The 25,495-nt window shown below is 72.9% G+C and carries 25 protein-coding genes; 14 read left to right on the forward strand and 11 right to left on the reverse strand.

Annotated elements, in window-relative coordinates; translation table 11 throughout:
• Window positions 1–314 precede the first annotated feature (314 nt).
• Window positions 315–1,574 carry a DUF222 domain-containing protein gene (locus ACFQQI_RS12925; protein WP_378563618.1) on the forward strand — a complete coding sequence of 420 codons (1,260 nt, stop codon included), beginning with the start codon at window positions 315–317 and terminating at the stop codon, window positions 1,572–1,574.
• On the opposite strand, the gene ACFQQI_RS12930 is transcribed toward ACFQQI_RS12925, so the two are convergent.
• Genes ACFQQI_RS12930 through ACFQQI_RS12965 form a run of 8 tightly spaced genes read right to left on the reverse strand, consistent with a single transcriptional unit; the run spans window position 1,558 to window position 8,864 of the window.
• Complete coding sequence (locus ACFQQI_RS12930; RefSeq protein WP_378563621.1) at window positions 1,558–2,457, reverse strand: transglycosylase SLT domain-containing protein; 900 nt, start codon at window positions 2,455–2,457, stop codon at window positions 1,558–1,560. The genes ACFQQI_RS12925 and ACFQQI_RS12930 overlap by 17 nt on opposite strands.
• Window positions 2,458–2,488: 31 nt before the next feature.
• Window positions 2,489–3,658 (reverse strand): acyl-CoA dehydrogenase family protein, encoded by a 1,170-nt coding sequence (locus ACFQQI_RS12935; protein ID WP_378563624.1) that lies wholly within the window; start codon window positions 3,656–3,658, stop codon window positions 2,489–2,491.
• Window positions 3,655–3,996, reverse strand: coding sequence for a DUF6285 domain-containing protein (locus ACFQQI_RS12940; protein ID WP_378563627.1), 342 nt, complete (start codon window positions 3,994–3,996; stop codon window positions 3,655–3,657). Before ACFQQI_RS12940 ends, ACFQQI_RS12935 begins: the two co-directional genes overlap by 4 nt.
• Window positions 3,993–4,562 (reverse strand): carboxymuconolactone decarboxylase family protein, encoded by a 570-nt coding sequence (locus ACFQQI_RS12945; RefSeq protein WP_378563630.1) that lies wholly within the window; start codon window positions 4,560–4,562, stop codon window positions 3,993–3,995. Before ACFQQI_RS12945 ends, ACFQQI_RS12940 begins: the two co-directional genes overlap by 4 nt.
• Window positions 4,562–5,128 (reverse strand): VOC family protein, encoded by a 567-nt coding sequence (locus tag ACFQQI_RS12950; protein ID WP_378563633.1) that lies wholly within the window; start codon window positions 5,126–5,128, stop codon window positions 4,562–4,564. The genes ACFQQI_RS12945 and ACFQQI_RS12950 overlap by 1 nt, the downstream gene beginning before the upstream one ends.
• 5 nt (window positions 5,129–5,133) lie before the next feature.
• Entirely contained in the window at window positions 5,134–6,651 is a 1,518-nt protein-coding gene (locus tag ACFQQI_RS12955; protein WP_378563636.1) for a class I adenylate-forming enzyme family protein, read from the reverse strand.
• Window positions 6,651–7,631, reverse strand: a complete 981-nt coding sequence (locus ACFQQI_RS12960) for an acyl-CoA dehydrogenase family protein (protein WP_378563639.1) — start codon at window positions 7,629–7,631, stop codon at window positions 6,651–6,653. The genes ACFQQI_RS12955 and ACFQQI_RS12960 overlap by 1 nt, the downstream gene beginning before the upstream one ends.
• A 15-nt stretch (window positions 7,632–7,646) precedes the next feature.
• The gene (locus ACFQQI_RS12965; RefSeq protein ID WP_378563642.1) at window positions 7,647–8,864 is read right to left on the reverse strand and encodes an acyl-CoA dehydrogenase family protein; all 1,218 of its coding nucleotides are present in this window, start codon (window positions 8,862–8,864) and stop codon (window positions 7,647–7,649) included.
• A gap of 218 nt (window positions 8,865–9,082) precedes the next feature.
• On the opposite strand from ACFQQI_RS12965, the gene ACFQQI_RS12970 reads away from it, so the two are divergent.
• Genes ACFQQI_RS12970 through ACFQQI_RS13020 form a run of 11 tightly spaced genes read left to right on the forward strand, consistent with a single transcriptional unit; the run spans window position 9,083 to window position 19,161 of the window.
• Complete coding sequence (locus ACFQQI_RS12970) at window positions 9,083–9,862, forward strand: MlaE family ABC transporter permease (protein ID WP_378563645.1); 780 nt, start codon at window positions 9,083–9,085, stop codon at window positions 9,860–9,862.
• Between the two features lie 32 nt (window positions 9,863–9,894).
• Window positions 9,895–10,692 carry an ABC transporter permease gene (locus ACFQQI_RS12975; protein WP_378563741.1) on the forward strand — a complete coding sequence of 266 codons (798 nt, stop codon included), beginning with the start codon at window positions 9,895–9,897 and terminating at the stop codon, window positions 10,690–10,692.
• Entirely contained in the window at window positions 10,689–11,954 is a 1,266-nt protein-coding gene (locus ACFQQI_RS12980) for an MCE family protein (protein ID WP_378563648.1), read from the forward strand. The genes ACFQQI_RS12975 and ACFQQI_RS12980 overlap by 4 nt, the downstream gene beginning before the upstream one ends.
• Complete coding sequence (locus tag ACFQQI_RS12985) at window positions 11,951–12,988, forward strand: MCE family protein (RefSeq protein WP_378563651.1); 1,038 nt, start codon at window positions 11,951–11,953, stop codon at window positions 12,986–12,988. Before ACFQQI_RS12980 ends, ACFQQI_RS12985 begins: the two co-directional genes overlap by 4 nt.
• Window positions 12,985–13,959: an MCE family protein gene (locus tag ACFQQI_RS12990; protein ID WP_378563654.1), complete on the forward strand. Its 975-nt coding sequence runs from the start codon at window positions 12,985–12,987 to the stop codon at window positions 13,957–13,959. Before ACFQQI_RS12985 ends, ACFQQI_RS12990 begins: the two co-directional genes overlap by 4 nt.
• Entirely contained in the window at window positions 13,956–14,996 is a 1,041-nt protein-coding gene (locus ACFQQI_RS12995) for an MCE family protein (RefSeq protein WP_378563657.1), read from the forward strand. Before ACFQQI_RS12990 ends, ACFQQI_RS12995 begins: the two co-directional genes overlap by 4 nt.
• Window positions 14,993–16,183, forward strand: a complete 1,191-nt coding sequence (locus ACFQQI_RS13000) for an MCE family protein (RefSeq protein ID WP_378563661.1) — start codon at window positions 14,993–14,995, stop codon at window positions 16,181–16,183. Before ACFQQI_RS12995 ends, ACFQQI_RS13000 begins: the two co-directional genes overlap by 4 nt.
• Window positions 16,180–17,499 (forward strand): MCE family protein, encoded by a 1,320-nt coding sequence (locus ACFQQI_RS13005; protein WP_378563664.1) that lies wholly within the window; start codon window positions 16,180–16,182, stop codon window positions 17,497–17,499. Before ACFQQI_RS13000 ends, ACFQQI_RS13005 begins: the two co-directional genes overlap by 4 nt.
• Window positions 17,496–18,035: a hypothetical protein gene (locus tag ACFQQI_RS13010; protein ID WP_378563667.1), complete on the forward strand. Its 540-nt coding sequence runs from the start codon at window positions 17,496–17,498 to the stop codon at window positions 18,033–18,035. Before ACFQQI_RS13005 ends, ACFQQI_RS13010 begins: the two co-directional genes overlap by 4 nt.
• 1 nt (window position 18,036) lies before the next feature.
• The gene (locus ACFQQI_RS13015) at window positions 18,037–18,516 is read left to right on the forward strand and encodes a hypothetical protein (RefSeq protein WP_378563670.1); all 480 of its coding nucleotides are present in this window, start codon (window positions 18,037–18,039) and stop codon (window positions 18,514–18,516) included.
• A gap of 21 nt (window positions 18,517–18,537) precedes the next feature.
• Complete coding sequence (locus ACFQQI_RS13020; RefSeq protein WP_378563673.1) at window positions 18,538–19,161, forward strand: TetR/AcrR family transcriptional regulator; 624 nt, start codon at window positions 18,538–18,540, stop codon at window positions 19,159–19,161.
• 22 nt (window positions 19,162–19,183) lie between these two features.
• Here ACFQQI_RS13020 and ACFQQI_RS13025 read toward each other — a convergent pair whose 3' ends face one another.
• Window positions 19,184–19,696: a hypothetical protein gene (locus tag ACFQQI_RS13025; RefSeq protein ID WP_378563676.1), complete on the reverse strand. Its 513-nt coding sequence runs from the start codon at window positions 19,694–19,696 to the stop codon at window positions 19,184–19,186.
• Between the two features lie 185 nt (window positions 19,697–19,881).
• Between ACFQQI_RS13025 and ACFQQI_RS13030 the strand changes: the two genes are divergently transcribed.
• Window positions 19,882–22,665 (forward strand): TIR domain-containing protein, encoded by a 2,784-nt coding sequence (locus ACFQQI_RS13030; protein ID WP_378563679.1) that lies wholly within the window; start codon window positions 19,882–19,884, stop codon window positions 22,663–22,665.
• Between the two features lie 104 nt (window positions 22,666–22,769).
• Here the strand turns inward: ACFQQI_RS13030 and ACFQQI_RS13035 are convergent, their stop codons facing one another.
• Window positions 22,770–23,279, reverse strand: a complete 510-nt coding sequence (locus ACFQQI_RS13035) for a hypothetical protein (protein WP_378563682.1) — start codon at window positions 23,277–23,279, stop codon at window positions 22,770–22,772.
• Between the two features lie 132 nt (window positions 23,280–23,411).
• Entirely contained in the window at window positions 23,412–24,782 is a 1,371-nt protein-coding gene (locus ACFQQI_RS13040; RefSeq protein ID WP_378563685.1) for a cytochrome P450, read from the reverse strand.
• A 101-nt stretch (window positions 24,783–24,883) separates the two neighbouring features.
• On the opposite strand from ACFQQI_RS13040, the gene ACFQQI_RS13045 reads away from it, so the two are divergent.
• A complete protein-coding gene (locus tag ACFQQI_RS13045; RefSeq protein ID WP_378563688.1) occupies window positions 24,884–25,492 on the forward strand; it encodes a TetR/AcrR family transcriptional regulator in 609 nt (202 codons plus the stop codon).
• The last annotated feature ends 3 nt before the right edge of the window (window positions 25,493–25,495 follow it).

The raw sequence follows: 25,495 nt of genomic DNA on the forward strand, positions 1-25,495 counted from the left end.
CACCCTGCGGGCCCGCTCGCGTCGACGCGGTCTTGCAGCAAAGGCGGTACGGCTGGCGCGGAGTTGCCGTTGCCGGCGAGGCTGCGGGTCGGCACCCCGAGGTAGAGCAAGTCTTCGAACACTCTTTCCTATTTAAGCACGAGATGCTAGGCTCGGCGCAAGCGTTACATCCACGACGCCGACCACCGGATCGGGGTCCAGGGCATCGGGGATGAGCGCCAGTCGCGAGGGTGACGTGATAGTCCGGGCAGACCGGGCCTCCAGGAGCGACGACCAGTCCATGACAGGTCGTGCCCACTCCGAGGAGGTCGTCGATGACCCACCCGGTCCTCGCCGCGGTCGCCTCCATCGAGGAGGCGCTCAAGACAGTCGCGGACGTGAACCCGACCTTCATGACCACGACGGAGAAGGCGGCCGCGCTGCGCGAGCTCGTGCGCACCGAGTCCCGGGTGGCCGAGCTGCGGCTGCGGATCCTCGCCGACGCCGACGCCGGCGACGTCGCCGAGACCACCGCCGCCCACACGTCCGCGGAGTGGCTCGCGACCCAGACCCATCTCCGGCACGAGGACGCCCGCGCCGACCTCGCCCTCGCCGTCGCGGTCGACCGGCGCTGGTCGGTCCTCGGCGGCGCGCTCCGCGCCGGGGACGCCACCCTCGCCCAGGCCCAGGTCATCGCCCGCGCCCTGGCCGCCCTGCCCGGCGACGTGCCGGCCGACATCCTCGCGTCGGCCGAGGAGACCCTGGTCGGACACGCCGCGGACTTCGGGCCCCGCCCGCTGGCCCGGCTCGGCGCCCGGATCCTCGACGTGATCGCCCCCGAGATCGCCGAGGCCGCCGAAGCCCGGCGGCTGGCCGACCTCGAGGCCCACGCCCAGCCCAGGACTCGGCTCAGCCTGCGTCGCCGCGGCGACGGCACCACCCGCCTCGCCGCGATCGTGCCCGACGCCACCGCCGACCGGCTCGCCGCCTACCTCCAGGCGCACACCAACCCCCGCAAGAGCCAGCGCCCCCAAGACGGTGACCCGGTCGAGCGGCTGTCGTACCCGCGTCGGCTCGGGCAGGCGTTCTGCCAGCTCCTCGAGGCCCTCGACCCCACCCGGCTCCCGATCCACGGCGGGGACGCCACCACCCTCATCGTCACCATCGACCTCGAGGACCTCCGCAAGGAACTAGCCACCGCGGACCTCCTCGGCACCGGCCACGTCCCCGGCGCCGACCAGCCGAGCCGGATCACCGCTGCCCAGGCCCGACGCCTCGCCTGCACCGCCCAGCTCATCCCCGCCGTCCTCGGCGCCGACTCCGAGGTCCTCGACCTCGGCCGCACCCGCCGACTGTTCAGCCCCGCCCAACGCAAGGCGCTGCTGCTCCGCGATGTCACCTGCCGTGAGGAAGGCTGCGACATCCCCGGCACCTGGTGCGAAGCCCACCACCGGCTCCCCTGGACCCACGGCGGCACCACCGACCTCGACAACGCCCAACTCCTCTGCAACCGCCACCACCACACCGCCCACGACCACCGCTACCAGACCGAACGACTCCCCAACGGCGACGTCAGATTCACTCGACGGCAATAGGCCGTTTCACCGGATACCCCACAGGCAGCACGTAGGTCGCGCGCACGTGGCGGTACAGCACGCGCCAGTGCCAGTAGCCGCGATAGGTGATCTCCGATCGCTGCATCGTGCGCGCGTAGGCCGACACCGCGCCGACGTAGTTGTCGGACGGGTTGTAGTGCCACAGCGCCTCGGCCATGTCGCCCGGAGCCCCGTTGCTCCTCAGGAGCCGGGCGGCGGCGAGGATCGCGTCCTGCGGGTCGTTGATGTCGCCTCCGGCCCCGTAGATCTTCCACGTCGACGGCAGGAACTGCATCGGTCCCTGCGCACCCGCCGTGCTGGTGCCGCGGATGCGGCCCATCCGGGTCTCGACCAGGTGGATGGCGGCGAGGTAGTTCCACGGCACTCCGGTACGGCGCTGCGCCTGCCGGTAGTATCCGCGCAGCTCCGACGGCGGCGGTGGGGCGACGATCCGCCAGCGCGGCAGGCGGGGTTGCGGCTCGGTCATCGAGTAGAGGAGCGAGCCGGCCCGGAGGTCGCTGCGGACGTCTCGGGCCGTCGACGGGTCGAGGCGGGCGACGACCCTTCGGACGAAGGCGGTTCGGGCGGTCACCAGCGCACGGACGGCCAGCTGGTGGAACTCCGCCGCGCGCCGGACGTCGGCCCTCGTCGCCTCACGGTCCCTGATGGTCGCCGCGGCACCCTCGAGCCGGTCGGCGAGGGTCGAGGCCTTGTCCGTCGTCGGCGTCGGGGACGCCGGCGTAGACGGCGTTGCCTCCGACGCCCGCGACCGGGGCTCCGCCTCCCGCGGCTCCGAGCCGGCGCAGGACGTGAGCAGGCACGCGGCCAGCGCGAGCGTCGCGGCTCGTCGAGCCGCGCGGCTGGCGTCACCGAGCTGGGCCATCAGCCCATCCTGCACCAGAGCCCAAGCCGTGTCAGCGCTCGCCGAAGTCCCACCCCTCGCCGCCGTCGTAGCTGCGCAGCAGGCGCTTGGCGACGGACTGCACGTGCACCTCGTCGGGGCCGTCGTAGAAGCGCGCGAGGCGGGCGTTGCGGTACATCCGGCTGAGCGGGGTGTCGTCGGTGAGCCCCTCGGCGCCGTGGACCTGGAGGGCGCGGTCGACGACGCGGTGCAGGGTGCGTGCGCCGGCGACCTTGAGGGCGCCGATCTCCACGCGGGCCTGGTCTCCGGCGTCCATCCGGCGGGCGGCGGCCAGCGTCATCAGGCGGGCGGACTGGATGTCGGTCCACGAGTCGAAGACGTGCTGCTGCATCAGCTGCTTGTCGGCCAGGCGCGAGCCGTGCGCCTCGCGCTCGTTGAGGCGCCGGCACATCAGGTCGAAGGCGCGCTGGGCCTGGCCGAGCCAGCGCATCGCGTGGAAGATCCGGCCGGGGCCGAGGCGCTCCTGGGCGATCCGGAAGCCGGCTCCGCGCGGCCCGAGCGTGTTGCCGAGGGGCACCCGTACGTCGTCGTACGCGACCTCGCAGTGGTCGGAGGCCATGCCGAGCACGGGAGTGTCGCGGACGATCCGGTAGCCGGGGTGGTCGGTCGGCACGATGATCAGCGAGAACGACTCGTGCACCGGCGCCTCGGTCTCGGTGCGCACCATGACGGTGGTGAAGCGCGCCTGCTGCGCGCCCGTCGTGAACCACTTGCGGCCGTTGATGACCCACTCGTCGCCGTCGACGACCGCGCTCGTCCGCAGCAGCGTCGGGTCGGAGCCGGCCACGCCCGGCTCGGTCATCGCGAAGCTCGGCCAGAACTCACCGCGCACGATCGGCTCGAGGTATCGGTGGCGCCACTCGTCGCTGGCGTGGCGGTCGAGCATCAGCGAGTCCTGGAGGGTGAACGTGCCGAGCGCGAGCTGGCCGTACTCGCTGCGCCCCTGCACCTCGTTGACGTGCACGTAGTCGAGGAACGGCAGGCCGCCGCCCCCGAGGTGCTCCGGATGGCCGATCGCCCACAGGCCGGCGTCCTTCGCCTGCTGCTGCAGGTCCGCGAGCACCCGGGCCGCCTCCGGGCCGCCGGCGTCGAGCACCGGCTCGGCCGGCTCGACCAGGTCGACCATGAACTCCTTGACACGGGCGCGCAGCTCGGTGCTCATGCTTCCTCCAGGTAGCGCGGGTTGCTGACGGCGACCTTCGCCCGTGCCCAGGTGGCGAGGGCGGCCGTGAGCTCTGCGTAGAGGGGGGCGTCCTCGTCGAGCCGAGCTGCGAGTACGGCGAGCTCGCGGTTGTCGCGTACGCCGAGCGCCGCCAGCCGGTCGGCGTGCGCGGCCTCGTCGGCGGGCGCGGCGGCGAGCTGGCGGCTCACCGTGGCCAGCACGTTGCTCGCCACCCGCCGGTGCAGCCGGTCCCGGGCGCCGTCGCCGGCACCGTCGAGGAACTCGCGCACGGCGTCGACGAGCTCGACCGGGTCCGGCCGGTCGTACGCGTCGCTCACGAGTCGTCGAGCTCGGTGCGCAGCGCGCGGCTCATCACCGCGTGCATCTGGTAGAGCGCGGTGATGTAGGTGAGCTCGAGGACCTGCTCGTCGGTCAGGTGCTGGCGCAGCCGCTCGAAGACCTCGTCGGCGACCCGGCCCCCGTCGTGGACCAGCGCGTCGGCGTACGCGAGCACGGCGCGCTCGGCCTCGTCGAAGCGGTCGGACACCTGCCATCCGGGGATCGCCGCGATCTTCTCCTCGTCGACGTCGAGGGCCCGCAACGCCTTGCAGTGCTGGGAGAAGACGAACTGGCTGCCGACCGTCCAGCCGACGCGGGTCTGGCCGAGCTCGCGCAGCACCGGGTCGAGCATCCGCCGGTCGGAGCGATAGAGCGCGAACCCCCGGACGGCGTGGTCGAGCACGTCCGGCACCAGGGCCATCACCGTCCACCAGTCCCCCGGCGTGCCGTCGGCGGTGCCCGGTTCGGCGACCGGGTCGCGGCCCTTGCCGAAGACGTGGTCGTACATGGTCGTGACGATCGGTGCGTTGTCGTCGGCGCGCGGGACCTGGCGGAGCCGGGGCATCAGGTGGCGACCCGCCGGTCGGCCGCCGTGCGCGGCTCGTGCCGGGCCTCGTCCGGCCCGATCTCGCGGGTCCACGCCGCGAACTCGAGCAGGATGCCGTCGGGGTCGAAGAAGTACAGCGACCGGATGAAGACGCCGGGGTGCATCTCGGCCGCGACGCCCCACTCGCTGTCGTCGTGGTTGAGGATGAATCCGGTGCGTACGCCGGCCTCCTCGAGCCTGGCCTTGTACTCGTCGAACCGGTCCGCCGGGATGGTCAGGGCGACGTGGTTCATCGACGCGACCGCGCTCACGATCTCGCCGTAGCCGGGCAGGTCGGCGGCCGACGCGATGCCCGGCGCCGGGTCCGGCGCGTCGGGGAACCAGAAGAACGCGAGGTACGAACCGGGCGCCACCTCGAAGAAGAAGTGCTGGCCACCCCCCTCCGGCAGCTCCAGCGTCTTGACCAGCGGCAGTCCCAGCACGCCCTGGTAGAAGTCGACGGTGCGCTGCATGTCGGAGCTCACCAGCGCCAGGTGGCAGAACCCCGTGATCTCGAACGGTCGCTCGCTACTCGCTGTGGTCATGGGCGTCACCTCACCATCGCCCGCACGGCCTTCCGATCGGTCTTGCCCACGCTCGTGAGCGGGACGCTGTCGACGATCAGGACCTCGCGGGGGTACTTGTAGCGCGCCAGGCGGGCCCTGGCGTGCTCCATCAGCTCTTCCGGTGTCGCGGTCGAGCCCGGGTGCAGCGCGACGACCGCGACGACCTCCTCGCCACTCTTCTCGTCCGGCTTGCCGACCACGGCCGCGGCCGAGACTGCCGGGTGCTCGATGAGGGCGTCCTCGACGTCGCGCGGGAAGACGTTGAAGCCGCCGCGGATGATCAGGTCCTTCACCCGGTCCACGACGTAGAGGTAGCCGTCCTCGTCGAAGCGGCCGACGTCACCGGTGTGCAGCCAGCCGTCGACGACCGTGGCGGCGGTCTGCTCGGGGTCGTTCCAGTAGCCGAGCATCACGCCGGAGCCGCGGACGCAGATCTCGCCCTCCTCGCCGGCGGCGAGCCGCTCGCCCAGGGGGTCCATGATCGCCACCTCGTGGTGCGGCAGCGGCTTGCCGACGCTGCCGGGCCGGTTCTCGGTCACCGTCGAGGCCGAGATCACGGCGCTCGACTCGGTGCACCCGTAGCCCTCGAGGATCGTCACGCCGAACGTCTTCTCCACCCGCTCGCGCAGCGCGGGGAGCAGCGGCGCGCCACCGGAGCCGAAGGACTCCAGCGAGCTGAGGTCGTAGTCGGCGTGCGGCAGGTCGAGCAGCATCTGCAGCATCGACGGCACCACCGGGCTGGACTCGAGCCGGTGCTCCTGCACGAGCTCCAGCCAGCCCTGCGGGTCGAACCACCGCTGCAGCACCGCCACCTGCTGCCGGTCGGAGTGCATCCCGCCGATCACGACGATCAGCCCGTAGGCGTGCGAGAGCGGCAGCGGCAGCAGTGACCGGGTCGACGACATCGTGCGCCCGACCGCGGCGATCCCGCTGCCGGCCTCCCAGAGCCCGAGGTGGCTGAGCATCACGCCCTTGGCGCGCCCGGTGGTGCCGCCCGTGTAGAGCAGCGCGGCGAGGTCGTCGTCGGCGCGCGGCTCGATCGGCGCCGGGTCGGCGGCCTCGAGCTCGGCGAAGGGTACGGCGTCGGGCGTGCCCTCGGGGACGTCGCCGATCACCACGAGCGTCAGGTCGAGACCGGCCGCTGCGCCCGTGATCAGCGGCAGCAGCTCGGGGCTGACGATCGCGGCCCGGGCGCCGGAGTCCTCGAGGATGTGCCGCAGCTCGGGCTCGGTCTGCAGGAAGATCACCGGGGTCACGACGGCACCGGCGCGCCAGATCGCGCGGTAGCCGACGAACACCTCGGGGGTGTTCATGGTCATCACGACGACCCGGTCTCCGGGCTCGATCCCGAGCCGGCGCAGGCCGCCGGCCGCGCGCACCGAGCGGTCCTGGATCTCGCCTGCGGTGTGCCAGGTGCCCTCGAAGAAGAGCGACTCGTAGTCGCCGAGGCGCTCGTGGGACTGCTCGGCCAGCAGGGCCAGGTTGTGCGCACCGACGGTCATCACTTCCCCTTCCCGGCCAGGGCCAGGCCCGCGACCTCGTCGTACGCCGCGACGTCGTCGCCGAGCAGCAGCCGGTCCACCTTGGCCCGGCGCCAGTAGAGGTGCGCGTCGTGCTCCCACGTGAAGCCGATGCCGCCGTGCACCTGGATCAGCGTCTCGGCGGCCCGCTCCAGCGCGGTGGCCGCGGCGCCCTTGGCCGCGGCGGAGGCGATCGGCAGCTCGTCGGGAGCGTGGTCGGCGGCCCACGCCGCCCACCACACCAGCGACCGGAGCTGCTCGACCTCGACGTAGACGTCGACCAGCGCGTGCTTGACGGCCTGGTAGGAGCCGATCGCGCGGCCGAATGCGTGCCGCTCCTTCGTGTACTCGACCCCGATCTCCAGCGCCCGGGCCGCCGTGCCGAGTCCCTCGGCGGCGAGAATCGTGCGACCGACCTGCAGCGCGCGCGTCCAGCGCTGCGCGGCGTCGGCGGCGACCACCTCGGTCTCACCGAGCACGACGTCCGCCAGGCCGCGGGTCGGGTCGATCGGGTCGCGGGACTGCACGCTGCCGGGCCCGACCACCACGTCGTCGCCGCGCCGGGCCAGGAAGGTGTCGGCGCCGACCGCGTCGAGCACCGGGCCGTCGTCCACGACGGCGAGCGCCAGGCTGCCGTCGCAGAGCGCCGCGAGCCGCGCGTCGTCGTCGCCGAGGAGCACCGCTGCCCGGGCGTAGGTCACCAGGGACGGCCCGGCGAGCACCCGGCCCGCCTGCTCGGCGACCACGGCCAGGTCGAGCACCGACCCGCCCCCGCCGCCGGCCCGCTCGGACACGGTGATCGTCGCGAAGCCGCTCTTCACGAGCTCGATCCGGCCCGGCGGGGTCTCCTCCGAGGCCCCCTCGAGTGCGGCCCGCGCCGCCGCCGGGGAGGCCGAGGAGCCCAGGAAGTCCCGCGCCGCCGCGGCCAGGTCGCGCTGCTCGTCGTCGAGATCGAAGTACATGTCAGTGCCTCTCTGTCACGCGCCGGAGGCGGCGAGCTCGCGGAACGTCCTGTCCTTGTCGGCCCGCGGCTCGGGCGGCAGCCCGAGCACCCGCTCGCCGATGATGTTGTGCAGCACCTCGTTGGTGCCGCCGGCGATCGCCATGCCCGGCAGCACGGCCTGCAGGTCCTGCCAGTCGGTGCTGCCGTCGGCGGTGCCGGCGTACGCCGCGTCGTCGCCGAGCAGGCGTACGGCGAGGTCGGCCAGGTCGCGGGCGGCCTTGGTGCCGGCCAGCTTGCCGGCCGAGGCCTCCGGCCCCGGCAGGTTGCCCTGGCTGAGCGCGGTGAGCTGGCGGTAGCCGGTGTAGCGCATGCCGAGCGACGCGACGTACGCCCGCCCGAAGGACTGGCGGACCAGCGCCTGCCGGCCCTCGGGCAGCGCGCCGATGCGCTCGGCGACGTGCTCGGCGACCTTCTCGACGCTGACCCCGATGTCGGTGCCGCCGCCGCCCAGGGTGAGCCGCTCGCTCATCAGCGTGGTTAGCGCGACCCGCCAGCCGTCGCCGACGTCGCCGAGGCGCTCGGAGTCGGGGACGACGACGTCGTCGAAGAAGACCTCGTTGAAGTCGGCGCCGCCGCTCATCTGCCGCAGCGGCCGCACGGTGACGCCCGGCGCCTTCATATCGACCACGAACATCGTCAGGCCGCGGTGCTTGGCGACGTCGGGGTCGGTGCGGGTGAGCAGGATGCCGTGGTCGGCGACGTGGGCGAGCGTCGTCCACACCTTCTGGCCGGTGATGTGCCAGCCGCCCTGCTCGTCGGCCACGGCCTTGGTGCGCAGCGCCGCGAGGTCGCTGCCCGACGCCGGCTCGCTGAAGAGCTGGCACCAGACGTCGTCGGCGCGCAGCAGTCGCTTGAGATACCGCTGCTTCTGGTCGTCCGACCCGTGGTGGATCACCGTCGGGCCGCACATGCCGATCCCGATCAGGTTGATCAGGCCCGGGATGCCGAGCCGGGTCATCTCCTGGTCGATGATCGCCTGCTGCATCGGGGTGCCGCCGCGACCGCCGGCCTCGACGGGCCAGGTGACGCCGACGAAGCCCGCGTCGTACAGCAGCGCCTGGCGCTCCCGGGAGAGCCTCTCGTCGAGCTCGCGCCGCCCGGAGCGGGTCCCGAGCCGGTCCCGGTGCTCCTCGAGGAACGACCGCACCTCCGCTCGCCAGACCGCTTCCTCGGGGGTGTCGTCGAAGTCCATGCCGGTCCTTCCAGGAGGGTGTGCCGCGTCACACGGCATGCCTCAGGGTGGCAGAAGACTTATCGGCGCTCAAGCATGTAACTGTCGATTTTCGAGCGGCCCTGAGGGCGGAGTGTGACCTGCGTAACCTCCCCGTCGGCCCCTCGTTGCCGAAGTTGTCGGCGCTCCCGCCGACAACCTGCCGAGACGATCCACGATCCGACCGAGGCGTGGTGCCGATGCGATCAGTCCCGAACCGGGCCGGCGAGCTCGTCGACGGCGTCGGCGGACTGATGACCTTCTCCGCGCGGACGCTGCGGGACCTGCTGCGCCCGCCCTTCCAGACCCGAGAGTTCGTGCAGCAGACGGAGTTCATCGCGTTCGTGTCGGTGCTGCCGGCGATGCTCGTCTCGATCCCGTTCGGTGCCGTGATCGCGCTGCAGCTCGGCAACCTGACCAAGCAGCTGGGGGCCGAGAGCTTCACCGGTGCCGCGTCGGCGTTGGCGACGATCCGCGAGGCGTCGCCGATCGTGACCGCCCTGCTGCTCGCCGGGGCGGCCGGTACGGCGATCTGCGCCGACCTGGGCTCGCGCACGATCCGCGAGGAGATCGCCGCGCTGGAGGTGCTCGGCATCTCGCCGATCCAGCGCCTCGTCGTACCCCGTGTGCTCGGCTGCGTCGTCGTCGCCATGCTGCTCAACGGCCTGGTGAGCGTGGTCGGCGTGGTCGGCGGCTACGTCTTCAACGTGCTCGTCCAGGACGGGTCGCCGGGCGCGTTCGTCACGTCGTTCCGCTCGATCGCCACCCTGGAGGACCTGGCGCTCGGCGAACTCAAGGCCGCCGTCTTCGGGCTGCTCACCGCGCTGGTCGCGTGCTACCGCGGACTCACGGTCAAGGGCGGGCCGCGGGCGGTCGGCGACGCGGTGAACCAGTCCGTGGTGATCGCGTTCGCGCTGCTCTTCGTCACGAACTTCGTGATCACGTCGATCCACCTCCAGCTCGGGTCGGTGCCGACGTGAGCGGGACGGGAGTGACCGGAGCGGCGCAGCGGATGAGCGACCGGCTCGCCGGGCTCGGCCACCAGCTGCTCTTCTACGGGCGGGCGGCGGTCGCTGCGCCGGGGGCCCTCCGCAACCACCGCCACGAGGTCTGGCGCCTCCTGGGCGAGGCGTCGTTCGGGTCGGGCGCGCTCGCGGTCATCGGCGGCACGTTCGGCATCATCCTGCTGCTGTCCTTCTTCACCGGCACCGAGGTCGGCCTGCAGGGCTTCACCGGGCTCGACGACATCGGCGCCTCGATCTTCACCGGCTTCATCTCGGCGTACTTCAACACCCGCGAGATCGCGCCGCTCGTCGCCGGCATCTCGCTCTCCGCGACGCTCGGCGCGGGCTTCACCGGGCAGCTGGGCGCCATGCGGATCGCGGAGGAGATCGACGCTCTCGAGGCGATGGCGATCCCGCCGATCCCCTACCTCGTGACCACGCGCGTCGTCGCCGGGCTGATCGCCGTGGTGCCGCTCTACCTCGCCGGGCTGTTCTCCTCCTACTTCGCGACCCGCTTCGTCGTCACGCAGAGCTTCGGGCAGTCGGTGGGCACCTACGACCACTACTTCCACCTGTTCCTGCCGCCGCTCGACGTGCTGCTCTCGCTCGTCAAGGCGCTGATGTTCGCGGTGATGGTCGTGCTCGTGCACTGCTACTACGGCTTCACCGCCAGCGGCGGGCCGGGCGGCGTGGGGGTCGCCGTCGGTCGGGCGGTGCGCGCGTCGATCGTGCTGGTCACCGTCAGCGACTTCTTCATCTCGCTCGCCTTCTGGGGAGCCTCCGACACCGTCCGGATAGCCGGATGAGCCGGCCCTCGCCGTACGCCGACGAGGCACCGGGCGGCGGGCTGCTCGCGCGGCTCTACACCCGACGCTCGCTGCACGCGTTGGGCCTGCTCGCGATCGCCGTCGTCGTCGGCCTGCTCGCGATGTCCATCGCGGTCTTCACCCACGCGTTCGACGACCCGGCCCGCGTGCGGCTCGAGGTCGACCGGGCCGGGTCGCAGCTGTCGGCGGGCGCCGACGTGAAGCTCCACGGCATCGTCGTCGGGCGCGTCGACCGGATCGAACCCGCGCCCGGCGGCCGGGGCGCGCGCCTGGACCTCGCGATCGAGCGCGGGCGCCTCGACCTGATCCCCGCCAACGTCACCGCGCAGGTGCTGCCGAAGACGATCTTCGGAGAGAAGTACGTCGACCTGGGGCTCCCGGCCGAGCCGGCCGTCGCCCGCCTGGCCGACGGCGCCGTGATCGAGCGCGACCGCAGCTCGGTCGCGATCGAGACCAGCACCGTGCTCAACGACCTCGCGCCGCTGCTCGACGCCGTCTCGCCCGCCGAGCTGAACACCACGCTCACCGCCATCGCGACCGCGGTGCAGGGGCGCGGCGAGCTGATGGGCGAGACCATCTCCGCGAGCCGCGAGCTGACCCGCGGCGTCCGGCCGACCGTGCCGCTGGTCGTCACCGACGCCGGCCTGCTCGCCGAGGTCGGCGACGACTACCACGCCGTGGCCGACCCGCTGCTGCGGACGTTCGGCCAGTCCGGCGTCACCGCCCGGACGCTGACGGCCCACGGCCGCGACCTCCGGCGGCTCCTGGTGTCGTCGCGCCGGTTCGCCGACGTGACCCGCGGCTTCGTCGACCTCGTCGGCGAGACCGCGATCGAGGTCGTCGAGGTCAGCCGGCCGGTGCTCGAGATGCTGCAGAGGTACTCGCCCGAGATCGCCTGCCTGGTCCGCGGCGTCGTGAAGGCCAAGGACCGGCTGGAGGCCGTCTTCGCCGACGGGCCCTACCTCAAGGCGCGGCTGTACGTCTCGCTCAGCCGGGGCATGTACCAGCCCGGCATCGACGACCCGAAGAGCCTGGACCTGAGCGCCTACGGCCCCTACTGCCCGGTCACCCCGGAGGGCGGCAAGGGCACCGTGCCGTGGCCGGAGATCCCGGAGGAGCTCGACCGGATCCGCAACCAGGACGGCGCCGGCCCCCTCAACAGCGTCGACGGGCTGCCGGGCAGCCCGACCGCTCCGCTCGGCGACCTGCTGCCGATGCTCCTCGGAGGTGCGCTCGGATGAGCGGCCCGCACACCGGCTTCCGCCGGTCCCTCCTCCGGGTGGCGATCTTCGCGGTCGTCACGGTGCTCATGACGGCGCTCCTCGCCCGCACGATCCAGGGCTACCAGGACGACGACGCGCCGACGTACGCCGCCGTCTTCACCGACGCCACCCGGCTCGCCCCGGGCGACGACGTGCGCCTCGCCGGCGTCAGCGTCGGCCGCGTCGAGTCCGTCACCCTCACCGACGACGCCCGGGCGCGCGTCGAGTTCGCGGTCGAGGAGTCCGTGCGGCTCGGAACGCGCACGTCGGTGGTGATCCGCTACCGCAACCTGATCGGCGACCGCTACCTCGCCCTGTCGGTGCCCGTGCCCGGCGGCAGCCCGCTCGAGCCCGGCGACACCCTGCCGCTCGAGCGGACCCGCGCGGCGCTCGACCTCACCGCCGTCTTCAACGGGTTCAAGCCGCTCTTCGCCGGACTCGACTCGAGCTCGATCAACGCGCTGTCGCTCTCGCTCGTCAAGGCGCTCCAGGGCGAGGGCGGCACCATCGCCTCGCTGCTCGACAGCACCGGGTCGCTCGGTCACGCGATCGGCCGCCGCGACCGGACCATCGGCACGCTCGTGCAGGACCTGTCGACGGTCCTGACGACGCTCAACCGGCAGACCGGGCCCTTCAACCGGCTCGTCACCCACCTGCGCGACCTGACCGGCGGCCTCGCCCGCGACCGCGGCCAGATCGTCGATGCGCTGGCGGGCATCGACGGGCTGGCGACCGCGACCGACACGCTGCTCACACGGGCGCGACCGCACCTGCGCGGCACCGTCGAGGGACTGCGCGACTCCGGTCGCCGGCTCCGGCAGAACCGCGACAAGCTCGCCGAGAAGGTCGAGCTGCTGCCGGTCAAGCTCAATGCGATCATGCGGTCTGCGCAGTACGGCTCGTGGTTCCAGTTCTTCAACTGCGGCCTGGGCCTCGAGGTCCACCTGCCCGGCGACGCGCCGCCCGTGGCGGTGCCCCCGTCCGGGCCGAGCACGGAGATCTGCGGCGCATGATCGGCCCCACTCGCAACGCCCGGCCGATCGGCGTCGTCACCCTCGTGGTCTGCGCGCTGCTGCTGGTCGCGTCCTTCCGGCTGTCCGCGCTCTCCGACCTGTTCTCCGGCGGCGGCCGGCAGCTGCACGCGGAGTTCACCGACGTCGCCGGCGTCGCGCCGGGCGACCCGGTGCGGATCGCCGGGCTCGCGGTCGGCACCGTCGATGCGGTCCGCGTGGAGCGCGACCACGCCGTCGTCGACCTGACCGTGGACACCTCGACGCCGTTGGGCGACCGCACGACCGCCACGCTGAGTCTCGACACGCTGCTCGGGCAGAGCAGCCTCGTGCTGCGGCCGTCGGGCACCGGCTCGCTCGCCGAGGGCGCCACCATCCCGCTCGACCGCACCACGACGCCCTTCGGGGTCACCGACGCGCTCCTTCGGTCGGCCGACGAGCTCCGGCCGATCGACACGAAGCGGCTCACCCGGGCGGTCGGCGCGGTGAGCGCCGCGATCGACCCGGCGACCCCGGAGGTGCGTACGGCGGCGACCGGGCTGTCCGCGCTCGCCCGCGTCGTCACCCGGCGGGAGGCCGACGTGCGCGAGCTCTTCGCGCAGACCGCCGCCATCGCCGACACGCTCGCGGGGCGCAGCAAGGACGTGGTGACGCTCATCGACAACAGCGCGCTGATCCTCTCCACGCTCGCCGAGCGCCAGCAGGTGATCCGCTCGCTGCTGCGCTCGACGGGCAGCCTGGCGGCGACCGTCGAGGCGGTGATCCGGGAGAACCGGGGCGAGCTCTCGCCGGCCCTGCGCGACCTCGAGGAGGTGCTCGGGGTGCTCGACCGGCACCGCGCCGACCTCGACGAGTCGCTGCGGCTGCTCGCGCCGTACCTGCGCTACTTCGTCAACGTCGTGGGCAACGGGCGGTGGTTCGACGGCACCTTCGCCGGCCTGGTCCCGGTCGATCTGAGGGGTGGCCTGCCATGACCCGCAGGATCGCAGCCGCGGTCGTGCTGGTGCTCGTCGCCGCGGCGTTCGTGTGGGCCAGGGGCACCGCGCCGGACCGGATCACGGTCACCGCGACGTTCCCGTCGACCATCGGGCTCTACCCGGGCGACGACGTGCGCGTCGTCGGGGTTCCGATGGGCACCATCAACGAGATCAACCCGCAGGGCGGCGACGTCGAGGTCGTCATGGAGCTCGACCCCGCGACCCCGGTCGCGCCGGACACGGGGGCGGTGATCGTGCCGCCCGGGGTGCTCAGCAGCAGGTACGTCCAGCTGACCAAGCCGTGGCTGGAGGGACCCCGGCTCGGCGACGGCGACCGCATCGACGCCGAGCGCACCGCGGCGCCCCTCGAGCTCGACGACGTCACCGCCGAGCTCGACTCGTTCGTCCGGGCGCTGGGCCCGAAGGGCGCCAACCGCGACGGCGCCCTCTCCGACCTCGTCGACTCCGCCGCCGGCGCCCTCGACGGCAACGGGGCGACGCTGCGCCAGACCCTGACCGACGTGGCCGACGCGCTCGACACCATGGGGCAGAGCCGCGGGGACATCGTGACGACCATCGAGCAGCTCCAGACGTTCGTCACCTCCCTCGCCGGAAGCGACCGGGCGATCCGGTCCTTCGAGCGCAACCTCGGCGTGGTGACGACCCAGCTCGCCGGCCAGCGCCGGCAGCTGCGCGCCACCGTGCGCAACATCGGCGCGACCGTGCGCGCCGTCCGGTCCTTCGTCCGAGAGAACGGCGACACGCTGACCGCCGACGTCCGCCTCCTGCGCCGGCTGTCCACGACGCTCGCCGATCGCCAGCGCGACCTGATGGAGATCGCCGACCTCGGACCGATCGGCACCGAGGGCATCTTCGGCGCCGCCAACCTCGAGACGGGTGTGCTCGACGCGCGCGTCGACCTCACGCCCCTGCTCGCGAACGCCGACACGACGATCTGCCAGCTGCTGGAGGGCCCCACGCTCGCCGCCCTCTGCCCGCCGGGGGTCCCGGACCCGCCGGGAGGTGCCCGGTGAGGATCTCGGCGCGCTCCCGGGCCCTGGCCCTGACCCTGGCGGTGGGGGTCGTCGCCGTCGCGGTGGTCGTGCTCGGCGTGAGGGCGCTGCCCGACGTGACCCGGGCGCGGCTCCCCGGCGCCGCGGGCGGCGGCTCGACGTACGCGGTGCAGGCCAGCTTCCGCGACGCGCTCGACCTGGTGCCGAACTCGACGGTTCGCGTCGCCGACGTCCCGGTCGGCCGGGTGACCTCGGTCGACGTGGGCCGCGACGACAGCGGCTACGTCGCCGTCGCCCACCTCGAGATCGACGACGGCCACGACCTGCCCGCCGGCACCGCTGCCGTCATCCGCAGCACCAGCCTGCTGGGCGAGAAGTACGTCGCGCTCGTCGCCCCGGAGCGCGGCGGCGGCAGCCTCCGCGAGGCGGGCACCATCCCTGTCGGGCGCACCACCCAGGACGTCGAGGTCGAGCAGCTGCTGTCGTCGCTCGGCGCGCTGCTCAACGGCGGCGGCCTCCAGCAGCTCTCGACGATCACCCGCGAGCTGTCCACCGCGCTCGGAGGACGCGAGCAGGACACCCGGGCGCTGCTCGGCGACCTCGACGCGATCGTCAGCGGCCTCGACCGCGGCCGCCCGGCGCTCGTCGCGGCGCTCGAGAGCACCGCCCGGCTCAACCGGGTGCTCGCCGCCCAGCGCGACGTGCTGGGCCGGGCCGTCAGGGACCTCGACCCCGCGACCGGCGTACTCGCCCGCCAGGTGGGCCTGCTGAAGCGGGCGCTGGGCAGCCTCGACGAGCTCCACGCGCACGCGACCCACGTGATCGAGCGGAGCACCGACGCCACCGTCGCCGACCTCGAGGCGCTCGCGCCGGTCGCGAAGGAGCTCGGCAAGGTCGCCCACCTCGTGCCCGAGAACATCACGCTCCTGGTCACCTACCCCTTCGCCGACACCGCGGTGCCGGCGTTCTCGGGTACGTACGGCGCGGTCAAGGGCTCCGTCGTCCTCGACCTCGAGCAGCTGCTGTCGATGGTCGCCCCGACGCCGCAGTCGGACGAGCCGGCCGCTCCCCCGAGCCGGCCCGACGAGCCGGCCACGACCCCGTCGGCCCCGGATCTCGGCGAGGGCGTCGTCGGCGGCGGCGGCGTCGGTGACATCGTCGGCGGCCTGCTCGACCTGCTGTCGCCCCGAGTGGGGGCCGTGCCGTGAGCATCAGCAGCCGGATCCGGGTCGCGCTGTTCGCGGTCGTCGCCGTCGTCTCCGTCGTGGTCGCCGGCGTGGAGTACGTCGGCATCCCCGAGCGCTACCTCGGCCGCTCCTACGAGATCGCCGCGGACCTGCCCGAGTCCGGCGGCATCTTCCCCAACGCCGAGGTGACGCTGCGCGGCGTCCCCGTCGGCCGGGTGAAGTCCCTCGAGCTCACCCCCGACGGCGTACGCGCCCACCTCCAGCTCGACGACGACATCCGGGTCGCCGACGACACCCTGGTCCGGGTGGCGCACCTGTCGGCCGTCGGGGAGCAGTACGTCCAGCTGATCCCGCCCGACGACGACGGCCCCTACCTCGCCGCCGGCGAGGTGCTGCCGGTCTCCGCGGCCAGGACGCCGCAGCAGGTGACCGACCTGCTGGTGCACCTCGACCGGCTGGCGACCAGCATCGGCAAGCCGAAGCTGCGGCAGGTGGTCGACGAGCTCGGCACTGCGTTCTCGCGCAGCGGGCAGGACCTCGCGACGGTCCTGGTGCGCACCAACCAGCTGAGCGACGACCTCGTCGCGATCCAGCCGCGCACCTCCGCGCTGCTCCGCGACGGAGAGCGGATGCTGCGCACCCAGCACGAGCTCGCCCCCGACCTGCGCGCGCTCAGCGACGGCCTCGACCGGCTCACCCGGACCCTCGCCGAGAGCGACCCCGAGCTGGAGGCGATCCTCGCCGAGGCGCCGGCCACCCTCGACGACGTACGCCGGGTGCTCGCGGCCAACCAGGCAGACGTCGGGGTGCTGCTCGGCAACCTGCTGTCGGTCGGCGAGATCGTCGCCGAGCCGATCCGGCTGCGCGGCCTCAACACCCAGCTCGTGCTGCTGCCCCGGATCATCCAGGGCACGTTCAACATCCAGCCCGGCGACGGCTACGCGCGGCTCGGCGCCGTCATCGACACCACGCAGGCCGTGTGCACCCGCGGCTACGAGTCGTCCGGGACGCCCCCGACGCAGGGCCACCTGCGGTCGGCCGAGCCCGGCAACCCGCCGCTGCGCGCCAACCTCAACGCGTTCTGCGCCGAGCCCCGGGGCAGCAGGATCGGCGTACGCGGCGCGGCGAACGTCCCTCGCCCGCCCGGCGACCCGACCGCGCAGGTGCTGACCCGTGACAACCCGCGCGGCTTCGGGCCGGGTGCGTCCTCCGCGGAGGAGGACCCTGCCCCCACCACCGACCCGCCCGCCGAGTCATCCGCCGACGCCGCTGCGAACGTGCGGATGCTGCCGGCCACCGACCTGCAAGGACTGATCCTGAAGGAGGACCTGCGATGACGACCGACACCACCGAGGCGCCGACGGTCGGGGCGCCCGAGGAGACCGCCCCACCGCGCCGCCGTCATTGGCTGCCGCTGGTCGCCGCGGTCGTCGTGCTGGCCGCCGTCGCCAGCGCCGTCTGGACCGGTCTCGAGGTGCGCGACGAGCGGGCCGCCGACGAGCGGGGGCGCGCCGCCCTGGCCGCGGGCCGCGTAGCGGCGACGGCGTTCACGTCGTACGACCACCGGCACATCGACGAGGACCTCGACCGGGTCGCGGCGATCTCCACCGGCACGTTCCGCGAGGAGTTCACCAAGGCGCTGGGCGCCCTGACGGGAGCGATCCGCGAGGCCGGCGGCATCTCGCGCGGTGAGGTGACGCAGATCGGCGTGGTGCGGCAGACGTCGCGCGCGGCGGTGGTCATCGCCGCCGTGGACGCGACCATCACCAACAAGGCGACGCGCACGCCATCGCAGCGGCGCTACCGCCTCGAGATCACGCTGACCCGGGTCGGCGACGACTGGCTGATCTCCGACATCAGCCCGGTGGCCTGAGATGCGCCGCCGTACGGTCCTGGTCGTCGTCGCCGGGGTGGTGCTGGTCGCCGCGCTCGCCGTGATCGCCGTCGGCCAGTGGTCGCTGCACGAGCGACGCGGCGAGGAGCGCCGCGTCGCCGCGATCCGCGACGCCGCCGAGAGCGCGGTGACGGCGGTGCTGTCCTACGACTACCGCCGGCTCGAGGCCGGGGTCGCCGACACCACCCCGCTGCTGACCGGCGACGCCGAGCGGGAGTACGCCGACGTCCAGGAGCCGCTGGCGCGGTCGGCGCCCGGGCTGAAGGCCGTCGTCTCCGCCGACGTGAAGGAGTCGACCGTGCTCGAGTCCGACGACGACAACGCCCGGGTGCTGCTCTTCGTCGACCAGCTCTCGCAGAGCCGGAGGATCGAGCGACCCCAGCTCGACCAGAGCCGGGTCGTCGTCACGATGGAGCGCGAGGGCGACGACTGGCTCGTGTCGACCCTCGCGGCCGTCTGACGCGGTTAGATTGACGGCGAGATGACGACCGACAGCCCCGCACGACCTCGACGCCGTACCCAGGCCGAGCGACGCGCCGCGACCCGTGGCGCCCTGCTCGACGCCACCATCGACGTGCTCGTCGACAACGGCTACGCCGGGCTCACGACGACCGAGGTGTGCCGCCGCGCGGGGGTGACCCGCGGGGCCCAGGCCCACTACTTCGCGACCAAGGCCGAGCTCGTCGTCCAGGCCCTGAGCCACCTGACCGACAAGCTCGTCGCCGACCTGGTCTCCAAGCCGCTCAACGTCGCCGACGAGCCGGCGGGGCAGTACGCCGTGCTCCTTACCCGGCTCTGGGAGATCTTCAGCGGTCCGGTCTCCTACGCCCAGCTCGAGCTGTTCACCGCCGCGCGCACCGACGCCGAGCTGCGCCGGCACCTCGTGCAGTTCGACCACGCCGTGATGAGCACGCTCGCCGACGCCGCCCGCCGGGTCGCCCCCCAGCTGGTCGACCGCGACGAGTTCGCCGACGTGATGACGACCGCGATCTCGACCATCCGCGGCCTGCGGATGCTGCGGGCGGTCTCCAGCGAGCGCTCCATCCGTCGTGCCTGGACGGCCGCCCGCGACCAGCTGCTCGCCGGGCTGCCGCCCGACGACTGAGGGCTGTTCGGTCGAACGGCGATCAGAGGTTGGTCGCGAGCACGGCCGCAGCGCCGCAGACGTAGACGAGCCCGACGAGCACCGGGACCCAGATCTCCACGTGGGTGAACGCCCAGTAGAGGGACTTGTCCTGCTGCTCCCCCCGCAGCGCCTGCCACTCGCCGTTCCACCAGGGCGACGCGGGCAGCCTCTCCTCCAACGCGCCGATGACAGCGAACTTCCCGGAGTTGAGCTGGCGATAGGAGCGCACGACCCAGAACCACGCCAGGCAGAGGCCGAGCGCCAGCACGAGGACAGGCAGCAGGAACCACGGGGAGAAGTCGTCCGGCCGGTCCTTCCAGAACACGCCGATCACGGTGAGGATCGCGCCGTGCAGGGTGAGGAAGAAGGTGTTGGCGAGGCCCCGTCGGGCGGAGATGCGGTCCGTCAGCTCCACGTAGAGCTTGTACTGCTCCATGATCGCGACCTGGTACCGGTCATCGTGCGCGTAGTACGCCTTGATCGTGGCCTCGTCGTTCCAGAGGTGTGGGCTCACTGCCCTGGGCTCCGCGGGTGGGCCGACCCTGAAGTACGTGCTCCATAGCGACATGTCTCAGATGATCCTCGGTCCATCCCGCCCTGGCCCCCCGATCGGTCGACGAGGATGCGCTGTCGCCGGCTGCTCGTTTGCAGGATGATGCTGCGAGGAGGAGATGGCGCATGGTCTCGGAGGCTCCAAGCGTGCGGACTCCGGGTCAGTCGGAGCCATGGACCTACGACGCCTTCATCTCGTACTGCCACGATGATCGGCGGATCGCCGCGGGTGTCCAGAAGTGCCTGCACCGCATCGGTCGGCGCATGGGTCAGCTCAACGCCCTCCGCGTGTTCCGCGACGCGACCGACCTCACCGCCAGCCCGGACCTGTGGGGCAAGGTCGTCGAGGCCATGGATGCCTCCCGCTACCTGGTCGTCGTCCTCTCGCCGGCCGCGGTCGGCTCAGGATGGGTGAACCGGGAGGTTGCGCACTGGCTGGAACGACGCGGGTCCGCCGAGGTGTTGTTCGTGGTCGCCAGCGGGCGCCTGCGCTGGGACGGCAGCCACTCCAGGTTCGACCCGGTCCCCTCCGATGCTGCGCTCCCGGTGCTCACGGAACCGGGAGCCTTCGTCGCCGAGCCGTTCTACGTCGACGTGAGCGACGACGAGCCGTGGGATCCGCACGCCCCCATGTTCCGGGAGAAGGTCACGGACCTGGCCGCCCCGATCCACGGCAAGCCGAAGTACGAGCTGGCGAGCGACGACGTGCGGGAGCTCAGGCGCTTCCGACGCCTCAGGCGCACAGCAGTCGTCGCCCTCGTCGTCCTGACCGTCGGCGCGCTCGCCTCCGCGGTCATCGCGACCAACCAGAGGCAGGAGGCGGTGAAGCAGCGGCAGGAGGCCGTGAAGCAGCGCAACGAGGCGGCGGCCCTCGCCCTGTCGAGCGCATCGCGCGACGTCGCCGACAGCAACCCTGCCCTGGCCGTCGCACTCGGAGCGGAGAGCAGCGCAGCGAGCTCGAACCCGCTCCGAGAGGCGACCGATGCGCTGGTCGATGCGCGGCTGGCCATGGCGGACCGGATCGGGCAACCCGTCCGCGTGCCGCTCACCGGCCACACCGACGGGGTCTGGGCGGTGGCGTTCAGCCCGGGCGGGACGCTGCTGGCATCGGCCGGCGGCGACGGCACGGTGCGGCTGTGGGACCCCAGCAGTGGCGACCCCGTACGCCAGTGGCGCGCCGCCCCCGCCAGCACCGGGGTCGGCGCCCTGGCATTCAGCCCGGACGGGACGCTCCTGGCCTCCGACCGCGGCAGGGCGGTGCGACTCTGGGACCCGGCCACGGGCGATCCGGTCGGGCAGCCGCTCACCGGGCACCGCGGCGCGGTCTGGGCGGTCGCGTTCAGCCCGGACGGGACACTGCTGGCCTCGGCCGGCTCCGACGGCACGGTGCGGCTGTGGGACCCGGCCACGGGCGACCAGATAGGGCAGCCGCTCACCGGGCACCGCGACACGATCTCGACGGTGGCGTTCAGCCCGGACGGGAGCCTGCTCGCCTCCGCCGGCGAGTACGGCGCCGTGCGGCTGTGGGACCCGGCCACCGGCGACCCGGTCGGGCAGCCGCTCGCCGGCCACCGCGGCACGGTCCAGGCAGTGGCGTTCAGCCCGGACGGGAGCCTGCTGGCGTCCGCCGGCGACTACGGGACGGTGCGGCTGTGGAACCCAGAGACCGGCGACCCGGTCGGCCAGCCGCTCACCGGCCACCGCGGTGCGGTCTCGACGGTGGCGTTCAGTCCGGACGGGCGGCTGCTCGCCTCCGCCGGCCAGGACGAAGCGGTACGACTGTGGGACCCGGCCACCGGCGACCCGGTCGAACGACCGCTCACCGGCCATCGCGACTGGATCTCGGCCGTCGCGTTCAGCCCGGACGGCCGGCTGCTCGCCTCGGTCAGCGAGGACCAGTCGGTGCGGCTCTGGGACCCGGCCATCGGCGATCCGGTGAGCCGGCCGCTCACCGGCCACCGCGGCACGGTCGTGGCGGCGACGTTCAACCCGGACGGGAGCCTGCTCTCGGCGGGCGAGGACGGAACGGTGCGGCTGTGGGACCCGGACAGCGGAGACCCGATCGGCAAGTGGCCCACCGGCCACCGCTACGGGGTCTGGGCGGTGGCACTCAGCCCGGACGGGCGGCTGCTGGCGTCGGGCGGCGGCGGCCAGACGGTGCGACTGTGGGACGCCGACACCGGCGACCTGCTCGACCAGTGGCCCACCGGCCACGACGACGGGATCTATGCGGTGGCGTTCAGTCCGGACGGAGGGCTGCTGGCCGTCACCGGCTACGGCGGCGTCCTGCAGCTCTGGGCCCCGGACGCTGGCACACCGGTGCGCCGGTGGCGGACCGGCCACCAGTACGGGATCACGACGGTGGCGTTCAGCCCGGACGGGAAGCTGCTGGCCACCGCGGGCCAGGGCGAGAAGGTGCGGCTCTGGGACTCCGCCACCGGCGACCCGGTCGGCCGCCCGCTCGACGCGGACCGCTACGAGGTCTCGTCCGTGGCGTTCAGCCCGGACGGAAGCCTGCTGGCCACCGCCGGCGCCGACGAAGCGGTGCGGCTCTGGGACCCGGCCACCGGCGACCCGGTCGGCCGCCCGCTCACCGGCCACAGCGGCGAGGTCCTGGCGGCGACGTTCAGCCCGGACGGGAAGCTGCTGGCCTCCGCCGGCTCCGACGGGACGGTGCGACTGTGGGACCCGGCCACCGGCGATCCGGTCGGCCCACCGCTCGACGACCACACCAGGCGGGTCTCGACGGTGGCGTTCAGCCCGGACGGGCACCTGGTCGCCTCCGCCGGCGCCGACGAGACGGTGCGGCTGAGGCGGCCGCTCTGGGACGTGGACGAGGCCTGTCGGCTCGCCGCTCCCTACGTCACCGAGGATCAGGTGCGCGCCTTCGCGCCGTCCGGCTGGGAGCTGGAGTGCCGGTACGCCGGCTGAGCACGCTCGCCGACGCTGCCCCGCCGGGTCGCCCCCCAGCTGGTCGCCCGCGACCAGCTGCTCGCCGGGCTTCCTCCCGACGACTGAGCCTGGGACTGCCTAGGTCAGCACTCGGTCTCCGACAGGTTCAGGAGGGTGCGGATCTCGGTCTTGCCGTCCTCGACCTCGATCATCTGGCGGTTGGCCTTCCTGAACTTCCGCCACCACCCCTGGGGCTTCGACGCCTCGGCGGCTCGACCGAGGAGGTCCCCGCTCCTGAGTCCGGCGTCGGCGACGGCCTGCACTGAACCCGCCACCGGCGCGGGCCAGAGATCGGGTGGAGCGAGCAGGTTGGTGGCGAACCGGGTCTGGGCCACGCCGAGCTTCCTGGTCTCCTTCTTGAACCGGGAGAACCGCTTCTCGACGTCCGCGGGCCGGATGTATCCGTTGCGCGTCACCTCGTCGATGAAGAGGAAGAGGGCCACGTTGTTCCTGCACTCGTGGCGCAGGTAGAACGCGCCGGCCTGCTCGGGAGTCATCTCCGCGGGAGCAGCCGAAGCGGTGACCGGCGCGAGCACGACGAGGAGCAGGCCGGAGGTCGAGCAGGCGATGAGGTGCCGAAGGTTGATGTCCATGACGACAGCGTCAGGGAGCTGGACGCCGCGCGCATGAGGCACGTGCCCCGGGTCGGCCGGGAAGTCGGAGAAGCATCCGGGACCGGAGTCCTGACGGTCCCGGAAGCGCCGGCGCCGGCCGGGATCGGCGTCCTACGCCGTGCGCACCAGGTCGATCGGCTGGCCGTCCTTGGGGAACGGCAGCGAGTGGTAGTCGAGCGGGGCGACGTAGCCGGGGTCCACGGTCCACCGGTAGTTGCGCAGCAGCCGGTGCAGGATCGCCTTGACCTCCATGCCTGCGAAGTAGAGGCCGATGCACTTGTGCACGCCGCCGCCGAAGGGCTCCCAGGCGTAGCGGTGCGACTTGTCCTCGCGGCGCTCGGGCGAGAAGCGCTCCGGGTCGAACTCCATCGGGTTGCTCCAGTGGTCCGCCATCAGGTGCGACCACTGCACGCCGACCATGATGTTGGAGTCGGCGGGGATCCGGTAGCCCTGGACGACGGTCTCCTTCACCGTCTTCCGCACCAGGATCGGGACGGGCGCGCGCAGCCGCAGCGCCTCCTTCATCACCCAGTCGACGGCCTGCAGCCCCTCGAGCTCGGCGAGCGACGGCTCCGGGCCGAGCGCGAGCGCCTCCTCGCGGCAGCGGTCCTGCCACTCCGGGTGCTGGCCGAGGTACTGCAGCATCGTCGAGGTCGTGATGGTCGACGTGTCGTGGGCGGCCATCATCAGGAAGATCATGTGGTTGACGACGTCGTCGTCGCTGAACCGCTCGCCGTCCTCGGTCTCGATGTGGCAGAGCACCGAGAAGATGTCGTCGGTGCGGGTCGCCCGCTTCGCCGGCAGGTAGCCGCGCAGGAAGTCCTCGAGGACCTTGCGGCCCCGGAAGGCCCGGCCCCAGCGGGTGAACGGCACGTCGGCGCGGACGATGCCCGCGGCCGCCTGGACGCACGCGATGAACGCCTTGTTGACGCGGTCCATCTCCTCGCGGCTGGTGTGCTCCGCCCCGCCCATGAAGATGTCGGCGGCGATGTCGAGCGTGAGCTGCTTCAGCGCCGGATAGGCCTGGAATCCCGGCTTCGTGTCCCACGCCGCCATGCCCTGGGCGATGGCCGGGTGCATGCGGTCGGCGTACGCCGTGAGCCGGTCGCGCGTGAACGCCTCCTGCATGATCCGGCGGTGGCCGTGGTGCTCCTCGAAGTCGAGCAGCATCAGGCCGCGGTTGAAGAAGGGCCCGACGATCCGGCCCCACGCCGGCTCGTTGGCGAACGCCTTGTCCACGTTGCGCAGCGCCTGCTCGCAGGCGTCGGGACCGAGCAGCACGACCGCACTGTCGAGCACCGCGGCGAACGGCGACACCGGGCCGTAGGTCTCCCACTGGTGCCGGAAGAACGCGACGGGGTCCTTGGCGTACTCGAAGACGCGGCCGACGAGCGGCAGGCCCCGGTCGCTGCGCAGCTGCTCGGGCACCTCCCTGGGCGGGGCCGCCGGAGCCGGGACCGATGGCGTCGCCTGGTCCGTCATGGTGACCTCCTGCTGCCGGGTGCCTTCCGCCCAGACTGAATCAGGAAGGGCATCCTGTCAACCTTGTCGGAACGGCCCGGCGGCCATGAGATGGTGGCGCCATGGCCGTGCCGTCAGGGATCTACCGCGGGGTGTCCGCCGAGGAGCGGATGGCCGAGCGCCGCGCGCGCCTGATGGAGGCGACGCTGGCGGTGTGGGCGGACCCGGAGACCCGGACGACGATGACCGGGATCTGCGCCGAGGCGGGGCTCACCGAGCGCTACTTCTACGAGAGCTTCCGCAACCTCGACGAGGCCCTGGCCGCCGTGCTCGACGCCATCGCCGTCGAGATCGAGGAGCGCACCACGCGGGCGGCGGAGGCCGTCACGGGCGACCCGGCCGAGCAGGTGCTCGCGTCGGTGCGCGAGTTCGTCGACCTGCTGCTGGAGGACCCGCGGAAGGGCCGCGTCGCGATCATCGAGGCCGCCGCCCTGCCCGCCCTCCGCGCCCGCCGCGCGGAGCTGCTCCACCACTTCGCCCACCGGTCGTCCGAGGTGTCGCGCGAGCTCTGGGGCGCGCGCCACGGGGAGCGCGACGACGAGATCGCGGGCGCGCTCTTCATCGGCGGGATGGCCGAGCTGATCACCCGCTGGCTCACCGGCTCGCTCGAGGCGACGCCGGACGAGATCGTGGACGTGGCGGCCAGGAGCTTCCTCGGCCTGTACAGCTGACCG

This window comes from Nocardioides sp. GCM10030259 (genome assembly GCF_042666375.1).
Classification (GTDB): Bacteria; Actinomycetota; Actinomycetes; order Propionibacteriales; family Nocardioidaceae; genus Nocardioides.